This window comes from Bacillus sp. 2175 (genome assembly GCF_057812155.1).
Map to the genome: position 1 here is coordinate 4,064,434 of NZ_CM173819.1, position 16,009 is coordinate 4,080,442.

The following is a 16,009-nucleotide window of genomic DNA, read 5'->3' on the forward strand; positions in this document are numbered from 1 at the left end:
TCCTCCTAGTTTTATGTAAATTATTGATTTACTTTTACCATTGATGGGCGAATCACACGGTCTTTTAGTTTATAACCTTTTTGGAATTCTTCCACAACCGCGTTTGATTCAAATTCACTATCTTCCACTTGCATAATAGCTTGGTGTTCATTAGGATCAAACTGTTTACCAACAGCTTCAATCACTTCCACACCTTCTTTAGTCAGCGCTTCTAACAATTGACGATGCACCATTTCCATACCTTGTAACAAGGATTTCGTTTGCTCATCAGTCGCTTCCACTTGCATTGCTCTTTCAAAATTATCAAGAGCTGGCAAGATGTCTGAAACTAGACTTTGTGCTCTATATTTTTCAGCAGCCTGTTTATCCATTTGGACACGGCGCTTATAATTTTCAAAATCAGCTTGTAGACGTAATGTGCGACCTTCCGTTTCCGTTAGTTTCGCTTGTAGCTCATCTACTTTTTCTTGTAAAAGAGCAGCCTCACTTTTTTCTTCTACAGTTTCTTCACTGTTTTCTGGTGTGACAGCTTCTTCAACTTGCGCTTCTTTTACTTCTTCTACCACTTGTTCGTTACGCTCTTCCACAATATTCACCTCCTTAAAAGGTATTAGGTATCATGCATAGCATGATTACCTAAGCATTATATATTACACACAGCAATGAAAATTTCATCACTTGAGCGAATGTATTACTCTCATTTACTTTTTAAGTCCATCAGTAAATTGTCTCGTAAATAACTGTAACAAACTAATTACACGAGAATATTGCATTCTCGTAGGACCTAAAATAGCAATTGTTCCAAGTTGCTCTTCGCCGATCGAATATGTTGCAGAAATTAAACTACAATCCTCCATAGCCGTCGAAGAGTTTTCCCTACCAATTTTCACTTGAATCCCGACTTGTTTATGACGCAAAATGTCATAAAATTCGGCTTCATTATCAATCATGGTAAGTAAAGATCTAACCTTTTGAATGTCATGGAACTCTGGCTGCGAAAGCATATTTGCTTTTCCTCCAAAGTATATCTTTTCCGATAACGGAACTTGAAATGTACCATCCAACATTTTTATTGCACTATCGTAATTATGAACATACCCACGTAAAACTGTAACAATCTCCTTAAAGATTTTATTATGAAGTTCTTCCATCGGTACGCCAGATAGCTTTTCATTTAAAATATTAACCATTTTTTCTAAATCTGATAAATCAACAGATTCCGGAACGGTAATCGTTTTACTTTGTACATGCCCTGTATCGGTTACAATAATAGCGACAGCAGTTTGACGATCAAGCGGCACAATTTGTACATTTTTAAGTTTATTTGTACTTAACTTCGGTCCAAGAACAATGGCCGTATAATTCGTAAGTTCTGATAAAATTTGAGCAGATTGTTGTGCAATTTTTTCCGCTTCAAAAATTCTTTCAGCAAATAAATCTTTAATTTGTACAATTTCAGCGTTCGGTAAGTTTTGCGGTGCTAAAAGATGGTCTACATAAAATCGGTAGCCTTTCTCAGAAGGAACACGTCCAGAAGAACTGTGCGTTTTTTCAATAAAACCTAATTCTTCTAAGTCCGCCATTTCATTTCGAATAGTAGCTGAACTAAATGTAATTTCATCTTTTTTAGCCAACGTTCTAGACCCAACGGGCTGCGCTGATCCAATAAAGTCATCAATAATTGTTTGTAAAATTAAGAGCTGACGTTCCGTAAGCATCTCATCATCACCTCTGTTAGCACTCTTTGTCTTTGAGTGCTAAATCTATTAATAACTTACCAAAATTGACATTCAATTGTCAACGGAAACGTCACGAAATAATGAAACTTTTTCACGCCTATGGAACATTTAATTAGTCAATCAAAAATGATTGGAATACTTCATTCCCTAATAATTTTCCTTTTCGCGTTAAACGCACATGTCCATCTTCCTCTTCAAGCAATCCCTGCTCTTGGTTGCTTTGTAACTGCTTCGCGAAAACTTGATCCATCTCTATATTAAATTTATTGCGGAACGCCGTTTTAGAAACACCTTTTGTTTTTCGAAGCCCTAAGAACAGCTCTTCTTCCATTCTTTCTTTCTCCGTCACTTTGTGAACATCTAAATACGGAAATCCTGTTTCATCAATTTTATTAAAATATTGCTTCAGCGGACCTACATTTTGAATACGTTCCCCGTTCACATAACTATGAGCTCCAGCTCCAAATCCATAATACTCTTCATTATTCCAGTATGTGAGATTATGTCTACTTTTATTGTCACCTTTTGAGAAATTACTAATTTCATACTGGTTATAACCGTGTTTCTCCATTTCATCCATTACTATTTCATACATTTTCGCTTCATGGTCTTCACCCGGAAGACGCAATTTCCCTTTGTTCATTAAGTTATAAAACACTGTTTTAGGTTCTACAATTAATGAATATGCAGAGAAATGTTGTACACCAAGCGTAAAAGCAATATCTAATGTTTCTTTTACATCTTCTATCGTCTGTCCTGGCAAAGCATAAATAATATCTACATTAATATTTTTAAATCCTACTTCCTGCGCTTCTCGAATCGCGAGGAATGCATCTTCCCTCGTATGCTTGCGCCCGATTTTCTCAAGCAGTTCATCACGGAACGTTTGCACACCAAAACTAATTCGATTCACTCCACCTTCTAGCAGTACATTCAACTTCTCTTTCGGCAGATCTCCTGGATTCGCTTCAAATGTTAATTCACAATTTGGGGCGAACGGACGCAAATGACGATTAATAATCTCGAGTAATTTTTTTGTCTGTTCCATATTTAACGCTGTCGGAGTTCCCCCGCCCACAAAAATCGTTTTTATACTATCAAACGGAATTTTTTGAACCGTATTTATTATTTCCTTCTCTAAATAATCTAAATATTGATCAACCGGTTGGCGTTCAATAAACACTTTATTAAAATCACAATAGTGACAAATGTGCTGACAAAACGGAATATGAATATATGCAGCTTGTACCAAATATAACTCCTACCTTTCTAAAAAGAAAACCTCCGCACTCCGGAGGGTTCTCTACTTCTCTAACGTATTACGAATTTGTTCCATTCGCATTTTTCCCCAATCATACATCATTTCAACGATCGGTAAAAGTGACATGCCTAGTTCCGTCATATAATACTCAACGCGAGGAGGAATTTCGGGATATACTGTCCGATCAACAATTCCATCTTCCATTAACTCTTTTAATTGGTTCGACAAAACTTTATGAGAAATGCTTGGGAATAACCGTTGTAATTCACTGAAACGATGTGGTCCTTCCACACCAAGATGCCACAGTATCACAACTTTCCACTTTCCACTAATAATAGAAAGCGTCAATTCCTTTTCACAATTAAAATTACCATTTTGTATTTTATCTTGAATATCTTTTCGAATATTTTCGGACATTAACAATCTCCTAACTCTATATGAACTAAAAAGCTCTCTCATTATTGTAAATGAGAGCTGCTCAGATGTCTAAAAAGTAATTATACAGAAAAAAGAAGCCGCACAAACGACTTCTTTTTTATTTCAAATATTAGTTGTCATCCATTTTCAGTACAGCCATAAATGCCTCTTGCGGTACTTCTACAGAACCAACAGACTTCATACGTTTTTTACCTTCTTTTTGCTTATCAAGAAGTTTACGCTTACGAGAAATGTCACCGCCGTAACATTTTGCAAGTACGTTTTTACGCATCGCTTTAATTGTAGAACGTGCTACAACTTTATTTCCGATAGTCGCCTGAATTGGCACTTCAAACTGTTGTCTCGGAATTAATTCTTTTAATTTCTCTACGATTACTTTACCACGGTCATACGCTGAATCACGGTGTACGATAAATGATAAAGCATCCACTTGTTCATTATTTAAAAGAATATCCATTTTCACAAGTTTAGATGGTTTATAGCCAATTAACTCGTAATCAAATGATGCATACCCTTTCGTATTTGATTTCAATTGATCGAAGAAGTCATATACGATTTCTGATAACGGGATTTCATATGTTAATGTAACACGCGTTTCATCTAAATATTGCATATCAATAAACGTTCCACGTTTACCTTGGCAAATCTCCATTACAGCTCCAACATAGTCATTCGGAACCATAATTGAAGCCTTCACAAACGGCTCTTCTACACGATCGATAGACTGTGGATCTGGCATATTAGATGGGTTATCAACAATAACATCTTCACCGTTAGTTAAATAAACTTTATAAATAACGCTTGGCGCTGTTGTAATTAAGTCAATCTTAAATTCACGTTCAATACGTTCTTGAATGATTTCCATGTGAAGAAGCCCTAAGAAACCACAACGGAAACCAAATCCTAGCGCTTGAGATGTTTCTGGTTCAAACTCAAGAGCAGAATCGTTTAACTCTAATTTTTCTAATGCATCACGTAAATCGTTATAACGAGCAGAGTCAATTGGATACAGACCACAGAATACCATCGGATTTAACTTACGGTAACCTGCTAACGGCTCTGCAGCTGGACGTTTCGCATGTGTAATCGTATCACCAACACGTGTGTCACCAACATTTTTAATCGATGCTGCTAAGAAACCTACATCACCTACTGTTAACTCGTCACGTTGCGTAGTTTTCGGTGTAAATACACCTACTTCTGTTACTTCAAATTCTTTACCCGTTGCCATCATACGTACTTTATCGCCAACTTTTACTGTTCCATTTACAACACGGATATAAGCAATTACACCGCGGTACGGATCATATAAAGAGTCGAAAATCATACATTGTAATGGCTCTTCTGAATCACCCGACGGAGCTGGTACTTTTTCAACAATTTGTTCTAAAATTTCTTCAATACCAATTCCAGCTTTCGCAGAAGCAAGTACCGCTTCTGATGCATCTAAACCAATTACATCTTCTACCTCTTGACGTACACGTTCTGGATCCGCACTTGGTAAGTCGATTTTATTAATAACTGGTAAAATTTCTAAATTGTTATCAAGCGCTAAGTATACGTTTGCTAACGTTTGCGCTTCAATACCTTGCGCTGCATCTACTACAAGAATCGCGCCTTCACAAGCCGCTAAACTACGAGATACTTCGTACGTAAAGTCGACATGTCCTGGTGTATCAATTAAATGAAGAATATACTCTTCACCATCTTTTGCTTTATAGTTTAATTGTACTGCGTTTAATTTGATTGTAATACCACGCTCACGCTCTAAATCCATAGAGTCAAGCAACTGAGCTTTCATTTCGCGTTGTGTTAACGCGTTTGTTTTCTCTAAAATACGGTCTGCTAACGTTGATTTTCCGTGGTCAATATGAGCAATAATAGAGAAATTACGAATTTTGGACTGTCTTTTTGCTCTTTCTTCTTTATTCATCTATGTTCTCAACTCCTAATAGTCTCGCCAATATACACTAGCACTGATTATATCAATAGAGCAACAAAGATTCAATGAAAACTCGTGCTGCTTACGATACAAATCATTCTATCTATATCTTATGCGAATAAACCATAAGAGACAAACCCTTTTCAAATTTTAAAACGGCTGTCCTACAAATCAGTAAAACAACCGCCTCCCATGTTACTCTTAGCTAAAAATTCCTTTTATTTTCCCAACAACTATATCCGTCCCGAACTTCGTCATTTCATAAGCTACACTTGCTACCGCCATCCCAATTCCTTCTACAACATTAAAACTTCTTAAACGTTCTAATTGCTGTTGTTTTTCTGAGGCCGAAAACGAGCTACCCAAAATTTCTGATTCAGCACCTGTACTTTCTGTCCCTGTCATATGAGCTATTTGTTCATATGACAATTGCTGATAGCCTTTCATACTTTTCAAACCATGATTAGCAAGTGCCACTCCTGCTATCATCATAAGTAAACATAAAGCTACACTACATATACACAAAAGCGCAAAGCGACTCAAACCATAATCATCTGTTCCCCTCAATGTGTATATGCTCCCGTATTATCTTGATCAATTTGATGATGTAGCGCTGCATTTAAACCACTCGCTATTACATTCGCCATATCCTCAATAAAAGTATCTACTTCTTTTGGGGTTACCATTAAATTATGACCAAGAGGAGATAGCACTTCATAAATCAGCCTTCTTTTTTCTTCTTCTTCCAATGTACCAACAGCACCTAAAAACATATTTCTGCTCTTTTCATCCGGCATATCTTCTTCTGTTAATTTTTTCTTTTCTCCAAATGAAAATCCCGCTGGTAACAAAGATCGTGAAGGTTTATTTCCTTCTTTCATCTCTCGACCAAAATGTTTCAAAATAAAATCAATCGTATCACTTGTAATCGAAACAGCATCGACCACAGTCGGAACACCAATTGCGATAACAGGGATACCTAATGTGTCTTTACTTAGTTCTTTACGTTTATTCCCAACCCCTGATCCAGGATGGATTCCAGTATCAGAAATTTGTATCGTGCTATTTACTCGTTCAATAGAACGAGCAGCTAATGCATCAATTGCAATTACAAAGTCCGGGTTCGTCTTCTCAATAATTCCATAAATAACATCGCTCGTTTCGATTCCTGTAATCCCCATTACCCCCGGCCGAATTGCACTAACAGGCCTAAATCCTTCTTCTACACTTTCAGGCTGCAATTGAAACAAATGTCTCGTTACTAATACATTTTCTACAACTATCGGTCCAAGAGCATCTGGTGTTACATTCCAATTCCCAAGACCTACAATTAAACAGCTTGCTTCTTTTGTAACTCCAACCTCTTCTAAGAAACAAGAAAATTCTTTTGCAAAAATACGCTCCACTTTTTGTTGAAGTTCTGTATCTTGCTGACGTATCCCTTGTACTTCAAGTGTTAAATAATTTCCAGGTTTTTTCCCCATCGCTTCAGAGGCAGCTTCATCAATCGTTACTTTTGTAATTATAGTACCTTCTTCTTCTCTCTCTTTTACAATAACTCCCTGTATCCCTTTTTGTTCTTCTTGGCTTTCTTGCAACATTTGATGAGCTTCTACAGCAAGGTCAGTTCTAATGCTATATTTACTTAAATCTAATGGTTCTTTCATCGTATCTCCTCCGTAATTCATAGTAAATATCGTTAGATTTCCCAAAGTTATATAAGGTCATTCTTTCCTTTACGTGAAATTTCATGGATATACTATTGCAATTCTCTTCACCGTTTGATAGAATATCACTTGTTCTATGTAAGAATCGAGTCATTCGATTGCACCAGGGAGGTGAAAAGTATGGCAAACATCAAATCTGCTATCAAACGCGCTAAACTTAGCGAAGAGCGTCGTGCACATAACGCTTCTATCAAGTCTGACATGCGTTCTGCTGTTAAAACTGTAGAAGCTTTAGTTACTAATAACGATCTTGAAAATGCTAAAGAAGCTTTCAAAACTGCTTCTAAAAAACTTGACAAAGCAGCTCGTAAAGGTCTTATCCACCAAAACGCTGCAGCTCGTCAAAAATCTCGCTTAGCGAAACAAGTAAACGCGTAAGGCGTTTAAAAAACGATCCATTTGGATCGTTTTTTTATATACAAAAAAGTTCATGCACTAAGTGCATGAACTTTTTTGTGTCATCACATATGATTTAATCGCATTAAGAAAAATTCGAGCACAAGCTTCTTATCCATCTTTCCCGTCTTCATACTATAATCAGCTTCCGCTAATTCTATAATCACTTTTTTTAATTCTTCAAAAGAGAAAAACTTCGTTTGATTCATTGCTAACTTTACACGATACGGATGTACACCAATATGAGACGCAATTTGATTTTGTCCATAACCACGTTGCTGTAGCTCTTTCACTTGATACAACAAGCGGAATTGACTCACTAATAACGCAAGCAATTTAATCGGCTCTTCCTGCTGCGTAAATAATCCATCCAAAATTTGCATTGCACCTGCAATATCTTTTTTCACCACTTTTTCTGTCAAAGCAAATACATTTTGCTCAACTGATTTTGGCACAAGCTCTGCAACAAGTTTCGTCGTAATCTCTCCGCCCATACCAACGTATAACGTTAACTTGTCCATTTCCTTCGCCAACATCGTTACATTACTTCCCACAAGCTCTAGCAACAAACTAACAGCCGCGTTATCAATATGCACATGCACTTCATCTGCACGAGCAACAATCCACTTCTGAACATCCTGTACTTGCATCGCATTCGCTTCTACTACATCTGCTGTTTTCTTTAATAGTTTTGTAATTTTTTTTCGCTCATCAAGTTTTTCGTAAGGCGCAACAAAAACAAGAATAGAAAATGGAGAAGGTTCACCAATGTATTCTTCTAAAATTTTTATATTTTGCTCTAACTTTTCTTTTTGCGAAGTCAAAAATAGCGGTGATTTTATTAACAGTACTTTCCGTTCTCCGAAGAAAGGAAGCGTACGCGCATCCTCAACCACATCTTCTAAATACGCTTCTTCTAAATCGTATGTCACAACATTAAACTCTCGATCTTCTTCTTCAAGTGCTTCTGTCGTAATAAGCTTTATCGTTTCATTTATAAAAAAAGCTTCCGTTCCATATATTAAATATAACGGAGCAAACTGTTTCTTTTTAATTTTTTTATGTATATCACTCATACTTTTTCCTACTCCCTAACTTGGCAATATATATTTATACTAATGCCCTAGCTTTTGTTTTACAAGTACAAAGGAACAGGCTTTATAACCCGTCCCTTTATTTATATTAAACGCCACGCAATAAGCCCCGGGTTTCTTATTGGTGTGCGGTAATCACCTTCCCTTTATTATTCGCAATAAAAATTTGAGTATAAGTGCCAACTGTTAACATGCTTGGAAACGAAAAACTCACATTACTTCATGATTTACAAGTAACAAAAAAGCTCGTTTTCTCTTCATATGGAAATTGTAGATTTTTTTCTGACAATATTTTATACTAAAGTGGAATGTTGGGGAGGGATTCTAAATGAATGATTTTGAACAAAACGTTCAAAGTAAACGCAATGACGCTATTGATTCAGGGGTAGGATTTATCGTCTCATTTGGTTTTTTCGCAACACTTTTCATCATTGCAACTGTTATTAAATTTATCGGTTCTTAAAGACTGCCACTTCATGGCAGTCTTCTCTTTTTCATCTATTATGTGTTTTATCATATGTGATTTTACTTTTAAAGGTTCCATTTTCCCCTTTAAAAACATAGGAAATAGCACCTTGCTTGTCCGTGCGCCATATCGCACTCCCCATCTTCTCAAAACGCTCTATCACTTCTTTATGCGGGTGTCCATACCTATTCTGCTTACCAACAGATATAATCGCTACACGAGGCTGTATGACGTTCAAAAAAGGCTCTATAGATGACGTATTACTCCCATGATGAGCAACTTTTAAAACATCCACTTGTAAATCTGGATATGCCTCTACTAAAATCTTTTCCCCTTCTTCTTCCAAATCGCCTGTAAATAGCCACTTCAACCCTCCAAATTTTGCCCATATTACAATTGAAGCGTTATTTTCGCTTTTTTCTTTTCCTTTTGGAGCTAAAACGAAAAATTCCGCTTCATTTACACTCCAACTCTCCCCTTCCCCCACTTCAGTTATTTTCATTTCCTTTTCTAATGCCTGTTTCTTTACTACTTTTTCTAATACTGCATCTTTTCCCTTTCGGCCAAATACCACTTCTTTTACAGGTATATATGATAATAATTCTTGCGCAGCACCTATATGATCTGCATCTCCATGCGTTACGATTAATTTATCAATTGTTTTAATACCTTCTTTTTGTAAAAAGGGTATTAAAACATCCTTTCCAACAGAAAATTCATGCTTTTTTTGTTGCCATTCTTCCTTATTCACACGAAGCGTTCCACCTGTATCAATAAGATAAATCCCTTTATCATACGGAAGGCGAATTAATATTGCATCACCTTGTCCAACATCAATAAATGTTACACTTCCGCCGCCTCTAAAATATGGATATATATAATGACATGTGCTAATAAAAAGAAATACACTCGCAACTATACAAACTATTTTTTTCGGCGCTCTCCGTTCCCAAACCATCAATATGCTGACAATACTGGCGCAATATACAGCTACAAGATTGAAGGGCGTTTCCCCGAAGATAAGCTGGGTAAATGGTAAACTTTCACAATAACTTAGAAAATCATTAGACATACTCAAGCCTATTGATAATACATCGGCAAATCCTTTTGCGAGAAACGGGACAATTGGCATACACAGTAAAATAATAATGCTACATGGTAATACAATGATAGATAAAAACGGAACGTATAAGAGATTGAGGAGAATGCTATATGGAGAAAAATAACCAAAGTGGTATAACAAAATCGGAGTACTAACGAGCTGTGAAATGATAGAAATATAAATAGAATTTCGGATTACTCCGTTGCTACTCTCTAACAATAACGGAGCAGACAAAAGTAAAGCGAAGCTACCTACAAAAGAAAACTGAAATCCAATATTAAAAACAAGATAAGGGTCATATATAAGCATGCATATAGCTGTTACACTTAAAGCATCTAAACTAGATAAACGAATCGAGCACATAAAAGCAATTAACATCAAAACTCCTGTTATAGAAGCTCTTATAACAGAGGGTGACGCCCCTGCTAAAACCATATACAAAGGAATACAAACGATAAGGCAAATTGTTGCTACCTCCCTTGTCACACCGCTTCTTAGCAAAATAAAATATACTATCACCATTAACAGTACAATGTGCGAACCTGAAATTGCTAACAAATGTACAAGACCAAATTGTTGATATTGCTCTTCCACTTCAAACGTCATTTGTTGTCTATCACCAAATAGTAATGCATTCATAAAAGCACCTGATTGCTCTGGAAACATTTCTGTAACTTTCGAGATTACTTGTTGCCTCAAAAGAAGAATCCATTGCGTGAGCGACAGTGATGTTTTATAGCATTCAGAAATATATGTAGCCTCAAATGTGAAATGAATATGTTGTTTGTATAAATAATCACGGTAATTAAAACCATGAAAATTCCGAGCTGTTTCCGGTTCTTTCCTCTCACCCTCGAATACACATGATATCCCTGCGTATAATTGTTGCATTTTTTTCTTTTCCAAGACTGATTTGATTCTATAACTTAACTGCACTATATTTTTATTCTGATCTTCAAATTGAAAAGATAGGCGATCCCCATTAACAAGCGGTGCATTTTGTATAACCCCTCTTGTAACTCCATAGGACTCCCCTAGAGGCTTATTCCACGTTTGAACATAGGAAGTGTATATGGCGCTATTAAAGCACGCTACAATACAAAAAATGAAGGTTTTACGCGAAGTGCGATATAAACAGAAGAAAACATTTAAAAAGAGGCAAAAAACTATCAATAAAAGTGACGAGGAAAAGGCAATTGCAACCCCTATTATAAATGAGATTGCAACATACCCCCATTGTTCCTGCAACTTATACTCACTCCTTATAGCATCATTTTTGCTTTCGTGAATACATGCTGTAATTCTTCCATTGATAAATTATCTTTTTCTAAAGACGCAAATAATTCTTTCAACTCTGTATAACGTTTTTGCTCCTCTAATGCAGCAATATCATATTCTAGCGGAACGTGCTTCACTGTTACGTTCGCTTGTTCAAATAACTCTATGGCGTATGGATGATTTTTATAATCCTGCGCATAATAAACCGCTGTAATACCACTTTGAATAATTGCCTTACAACATTGTAAACAAGGGAAATGCGTAACGTAAATTTCTGCTTCCTCTGTTTTCGCACCAAACTTGGCACATTGTAATAAAGCATTCATTTCGGCATGAATTGTCCGAACACAATGATTATCGATTACGTAACAACCATCATCTATACAATGTACGCCACCTTTAATTGAACCATTATACCCACCAGCAATAATTCGTTTATCGCGAACGATTGTCGCTCCTACCGCAAGCCTTGTACATGTACTACGCAAAGATAGTAGATGGCTTTGCGTCATAAAATATTGATCCCATGAAATTCGTTCCATATTTTTCACCTACTTTTTTGTCTACTTGTAGTGTAGCGAAAGAAGAAAAACTTCGTCAATCTTTTACGGAATAATAATTTGACCTTTTATCTTTTCAAGAGACTTCGCACCAATCCCATCAATCTCTAATAAATCTTCTATTTTCTGAAACGGACCATGTTCTTCTCGATATTTCAAAATACTTTCTGCCTTTCGAGAGCCAATCCCTGTAATTTTTTCTAGTTGTTCTTTCGCCGCTGTATTTATTCGAATCTTGCCATCTTCCTTAGAAGAAGTAAGCACCCCTTGTTCTGACTCATTTTTACTCGGTATATAAAGAAGCATTTGATCTTGTACAATTTGTGCTAAATTTACTTTTTTCATATCTACTTCTGATAAAAAACCACCAGCCTTTTGAACCGCATCCTTTACGCGATCTCCTTCCTTCATTTCATATACCCCTTCTTTACTAACCGCTCCTTTCACATCAATTATAATTGTTCTTTTCTGTTCCTTTGTATCCGATATTTTCGGTTTACCCTTTTTTTCTATCTCCTTCTCTTGTACATTCATTGTAATAGGCGTTCGTTCTACATTCTGATTCGTTTTCCAAAAAACAAGAAAAAGTAAAGTTCCAATAATAGCTACTAAACCTAACCACTTTTTCGGAAAATCCCACATCATTTTACACCTCTAATCATAAATTTATAACATCATTCATATTGTTTAGGAGAAAGCTGTTACGAAGGAGGGATGAAACTTTGAACATAGGAATTATAGGGACAGGAAACATGGGAAATATACTAATCGATGCATTTTTAGAAACCCGTGCTGTCAAACCTTCTTGCCTTACAATCATTAATCGGACGCCCGCAAAAGCATATCATATAAAAGAAAAATACCCTTCTGTTCAGATAGCAAAAACAATCCCGGAAGTAATCGAACAATCACAACTTATTTTTATTTGTGTTAAGCCGATAGATATATACCCTATCCTAAAAAAATACGCTGAACATTTTTCTGATGAAACGTGCTTAGTTTCTATTACAAGTCCAATATCTCCATCACAATTAGAGACTCTCGTACCTTGCCACGTCGCGCGTATCATTCCAAGTATCACAAATCGCGCTCTCTCTGGCGCCTCACTATTTACATTTGGAGATAATTGCTCTGAAGAATGGCAACAAAAACTACTTCGTCTATTCAAAAACATTTCTACACCTCTTGTAATAAAAGAAGATATAACGCGCGTTTCATCTGATATAGCAAGTTGCGGTCCTGCTTTCTTTAGTTATTTACTACAATGCTTCATTAACGCTGCTGTAGATAAAACAAATATTACACACGAAGAGGCTACTACTTTAGTAAGTGAAATGGTCGTGGGGATGGGGAAATTACTTGAAAAAGAAATCTTCACATTACCTACCTTACAAGAAAAGGTTTGCGTGAAAGGCGGCGTTACTGGGGAAGGCATTCGGGTTTTAGAAGAACACGTTGGAGATATGTTCCATAAGTTAATCGAGCGAACACATGAAAAATTTGATGAAGATTTAGAATGCGTTGATCAGCAATTCAATAAACACACATAATAAATACGTCATTTTCATTCCAAATCCTTTTTATAAATACTTACTTTTTTACAATACATTTTCACTTCAACTACTATTCCCACACTTTACGCATACGATCTTTAGATTATGCTAGAACTAAAAATACATCTTCTTTATAAAACAAAAGCAACCTTCTCGGTTGCTTTTGTTTTTATCCGTTTTTCTTCGCCATGAAGAAAATACGCTCTGTTTGTTCTGTAACTTCAAGTCGCTCAAAATCACCTGTTACACGAAGCACTGTAAAACCTGCTTCTTCAAGCCATTTCGTTAACTCTTCCACTTGATATGCACGTTGCACGTGACATTCGTCAAACCGATGGTACACATCTTCTTCTGGATCTTGAACAAAGAATGTTAAATCATGCTCTACACTATTTGATTCTTCACCAGGGAAGCAATTCCAAATAAGAGATATTTCTTCTCCATTCACTGTATACGTTTCATTTTGAAATACATGATGTATTTTATATAAAGAGTGTACATCAAATAAAAACAAACCATCTTGACGTAAATGGTGAAATACTCTTCTAAATGTTTCTTGTACTCCATCTTCTTGCAATACATAATTTAATGAATCACAAAAAATCGTTACACAGTCAAACTCACCCGGAACATCAAGCTCGCGCATATCTTGTTGGTAAAAAGGAATAAAATGCCCTTCTCCGCCTAGTTTTTGCTGAGCGACTGTTAACATTTCTTCTGAAAGATCGACACCTATTAAATCGTAACCCTTTTGCACAAGCGGCAGGGTTACATTACCTGTACCGCATGCTACATCAAGAATTTTTGCCTCTTTCATACCTGCCTGCTGTAAACTTCCCTCTGTAAATTCCACCCATTTATCATAAGGGACATCATTCATTAGTTCGTCGTACAACAATGCAAATTGTTCGTATTTCATTGGCCTAACTCTTCTGTAATATCTTCACGTGGCACATCACCCCATAGACGCTCTAAATTATAGTGATTACGCTCATCTTTATGGAATACATGAGCAACTACATCTCCAAGATCAACTAATACCCAACGTGCTTCGTCAAACCCTTCCATACGTTGTACGTCGATTTGGAACTCATGTGCTTTTGATTTAATTTCACGTGCAATTGCTTGCACTTGTTTATCTGAATTTCCGTGACAAATAATGAAATAATCTGCAATTGGTGAAATACCTTGCATATTTAGGACAACCATATCTTCTGCTCTCTTATCATCAGCTGCTTTTGCCGCTAATACTAATAATTCTTTATCGTTCATTTACTCATTTCCTCCTTGATAACTGCATTGTATGTTTGGAATGTTAATGGATAAATCGTCTGATCTTTTTCCATTAAAAATTGAATTGTTCTCTTTAACGCAAATAATAGGGCTTGATTTATATCCGTATATGCGAGTTTACGAGCCTCTTCCACTTCTGGAAACTTTCGCCCAGGTTCAATGTAATCAGCTACATAAATCACTTTATCTAACATCGTCATATTCTCATGACCACTTGTATGATATGTAATAGCTTGCAAAATTTCAGAATCCGTAATGCCTACTTCTTTTTCTACTAAGTATGCCCCAACAGGTGCATGCCATAACTCTTTGTTATAGCAAAGTAAATCTTTCGGCAAATCTTCACGTTTAATAATCTCTTCCATTTCTGAAATTGCTCTACATTTCGCATAATCATGGAATATAGCTGCCATCTCTGCTTTTTTCTCGTCCACACCGTATAACTTAGCAAGCTCAATCGCTGTCTCCATTACACCAATTGTGTGTATATAACGTTTTTCATGCATTTGTTGTTTGACAATATGCAGTGCATTCTCACGATTCATACAACCCATTCCTCTCGATATATACCTGTACTTTTTCAGGAAGTAAATATTTACACGTTTTCTTCTCTTTATATCTCTCACGTAATAAGGATGAAGAAACTGCAAATTCCGGAATTTCCACTGTAGTAATCTTATATGGTGTATGCAATGTATACCCAGGTCTTGCAACTCCAACAAACGTTACAAGATTAAGTAAAGCTTCAATGTTATACCACTTCGGTAAATATTCAACCATATCCCCACCAATAATAAAGTGAAACTGCACATCCGGATACTTCTTCGTCAATTGTAACATAGTGTCATACGTATAAGATGGGCCCTTCCTACTTAGCTCTTCTAAACAAATAGAAAAGTGTTCTTCTGCCTCAGTCGCGAGCTCTAACATATGTAAACGACTTTCTACACTTGTAATATTCCGCCCTTGTTTATGTGGCGGAATCTGGTTTGGCAAGAACCATACTTCTTCCAAGTTCAAAGCGTGATATACTTCATTTGCAATTAGCAAATGTCCATAGTGAGGCGGATCAAATGTACCGCCAATGATGCCAATTTTCCTCAAAAGAAACGCCCCTTCCTTTTATATACAGCAACTCTCCTCGGTTAGGAATGAAGAGA

18 protein-coding genes are annotated in these 16,009 nt (G+C 36.3%); 3 read left to right on the plus strand and 15 right to left on the minus strand.

The features are described 5' to 3' along the window. Positions 1-20: 20 nt before the first annotated feature. The 7 genes from grpE to gpr form a co-directional block, all read right to left on the minus strand. On the minus strand, positions 21-587 hold the full coding sequence (grpE, locus tag ACXKY9_RS21055; protein ID WP_000392711.1) for a nucleotide exchange factor GrpE: 567 nt from the start codon (positions 585-587) through the stop codon (positions 21-23). A gap of 114 nt (positions 588-701) precedes the next feature. Further along, entirely contained in the window at positions 702-1,718 is a 1,017-nt protein-coding gene (hrcA, locus tag ACXKY9_RS21060) for a heat-inducible transcriptional repressor HrcA (protein WP_000954941.1), read from the minus strand. Positions 1,719-1,851: 133 nt separating this feature from the next. Next, the gene (gene hemW, locus ACXKY9_RS21065) at positions 1,852-2,991 is read right to left on the minus strand and encodes a radical SAM family heme chaperone HemW (RefSeq protein WP_000249425.1); all 1,140 of its coding nucleotides are present in this window, start codon (positions 2,989-2,991) and stop codon (positions 1,852-1,854) included. 51 nt (positions 2,992-3,042) lie between these two features. Then, the gene (locus ACXKY9_RS21070) at positions 3,043-3,417 is read right to left on the minus strand and encodes a winged helix-turn-helix transcriptional regulator (protein WP_001293539.1); all 375 of its coding nucleotides are present in this window, start codon (positions 3,415-3,417) and stop codon (positions 3,043-3,045) included. Between the two features lie 130 nt (positions 3,418-3,547). Next, positions 3,548-5,371 carry an elongation factor 4 gene (lepA, locus tag ACXKY9_RS21075; RefSeq protein WP_001030951.1) on the minus strand — a complete coding sequence of 608 codons (1,824 nt, stop codon included), beginning with the start codon at positions 5,369-5,371 and terminating at the stop codon, positions 3,548-3,550. A gap of 210 nt (positions 5,372-5,581) precedes the next feature. Continuing rightward, a complete protein-coding gene (locus tag ACXKY9_RS21080) occupies positions 5,582-5,947 on the minus strand; it encodes a YqxA family protein (protein ID WP_001215034.1) in 366 nt (121 codons plus the stop codon). Then, on the minus strand, positions 5,944-7,047 hold the full coding sequence (gene gpr / locus ACXKY9_RS21085) for a GPR endopeptidase (protein ID WP_000662616.1): 1,104 nt from the start codon (positions 7,045-7,047) through the stop codon (positions 5,944-5,946). Before gpr ends, ACXKY9_RS21080 begins: the two co-directional genes overlap by 4 nt. A gap of 180 nt (positions 7,048-7,227) precedes the next feature. On the opposite strand from gpr, the gene rpsT reads away from it, so the two are divergent. Next, positions 7,228-7,485 (plus strand): 30S ribosomal protein S20, encoded by a 258-nt coding sequence (gene rpsT, locus ACXKY9_RS21090; RefSeq protein ID WP_001274011.1) that lies wholly within the window; start codon positions 7,228-7,230, stop codon positions 7,483-7,485. 83 nt (positions 7,486-7,568) lie between these two features. Here rpsT and holA read toward each other — a convergent pair whose 3' ends face one another. Next, entirely contained in the window at positions 7,569-8,579 is a 1,011-nt protein-coding gene (gene holA, locus ACXKY9_RS21095) for a DNA polymerase III subunit delta (protein WP_001279908.1), read from the minus strand. Between the two features lie 346 nt (positions 8,580-8,925). Between holA and ACXKY9_RS21100 the strand changes: the two genes are divergently transcribed. Continuing rightward, positions 8,926-9,060, plus strand: a complete 135-nt coding sequence (locus tag ACXKY9_RS21100) for a YqzM family protein (RefSeq protein WP_000997609.1) — start codon at positions 8,926-8,928, stop codon at positions 9,058-9,060. A 31-nt stretch (positions 9,061-9,091) separates the two neighbouring features. Here ACXKY9_RS21100 and ACXKY9_RS21105 read toward each other — a convergent pair whose 3' ends face one another. The 3 genes from ACXKY9_RS21105 to ACXKY9_RS21115 form a co-directional block, all read right to left on the minus strand. Further along, a complete protein-coding gene (locus ACXKY9_RS21105) occupies positions 9,092-11,413 on the minus strand; it encodes a DNA internalization-related competence protein ComEC/Rec2 (RefSeq protein WP_002132665.1) in 2,322 nt (773 codons plus the stop codon). A 14-nt stretch (positions 11,414-11,427) separates the two neighbouring features. Continuing rightward, a complete protein-coding gene (locus tag ACXKY9_RS21110; protein ID WP_000439773.1) occupies positions 11,428-11,985 on the minus strand; it encodes a ComE operon protein 2 in 558 nt (185 codons plus the stop codon). Between the two features lie 63 nt (positions 11,986-12,048). Next, positions 12,049-12,648, minus strand: a complete 600-nt coding sequence (locus ACXKY9_RS21115) for a helix-hairpin-helix domain-containing protein (RefSeq protein ID WP_000989929.1) — start codon at positions 12,646-12,648, stop codon at positions 12,049-12,051. A gap of 77 nt (positions 12,649-12,725) precedes the next feature. Here ACXKY9_RS21115 and comER point away from each other — a divergent pair, with 77 nt between their 5' ends. Then, positions 12,726-13,553, plus strand: a complete 828-nt coding sequence (gene comER / locus ACXKY9_RS21120; RefSeq protein WP_001020560.1) for a late competence protein ComER — start codon at positions 12,726-12,728, stop codon at positions 13,551-13,553. 172 nt (positions 13,554-13,725) lie between these two features. On the opposite strand, the gene ACXKY9_RS21125 is transcribed toward comER, so the two are convergent. From ACXKY9_RS21125 to nadD, 4 genes are read right to left on the minus strand one after another with little or no spacing between them, the layout of a single operon-like run. Then, complete coding sequence (locus tag ACXKY9_RS21125; RefSeq protein ID WP_000873080.1) at positions 13,726-14,475, minus strand: class I SAM-dependent methyltransferase; 750 nt, start codon at positions 14,473-14,475, stop codon at positions 13,726-13,728. Next, positions 14,472-14,828: a ribosome silencing factor gene (rsfS, locus tag ACXKY9_RS21130; protein ID WP_000998193.1), complete on the minus strand. Its 357-nt coding sequence runs from the start codon at positions 14,826-14,828 to the stop codon at positions 14,472-14,474. Before rsfS ends, ACXKY9_RS21125 begins: the two co-directional genes overlap by 4 nt. Further along, the gene (gene yqeK / locus ACXKY9_RS21135) at positions 14,825-15,394 is read right to left on the minus strand and encodes a bis(5'-nucleosyl)-tetraphosphatase (symmetrical) YqeK (RefSeq protein WP_001078474.1); all 570 of its coding nucleotides are present in this window, start codon (positions 15,392-15,394) and stop codon (positions 14,825-14,827) included. The genes rsfS and yqeK overlap by 4 nt, the downstream gene beginning before the upstream one ends. Continuing rightward, positions 15,384-15,953, minus strand: coding sequence for a nicotinate-nucleotide adenylyltransferase (nadD, locus tag ACXKY9_RS21140; RefSeq protein ID WP_001226048.1), 570 nt, complete (start codon positions 15,951-15,953; stop codon positions 15,384-15,386). The genes yqeK and nadD overlap by 11 nt, the downstream gene beginning before the upstream one ends. Positions 15,954-16,009 lie beyond the last annotated feature (56 nt).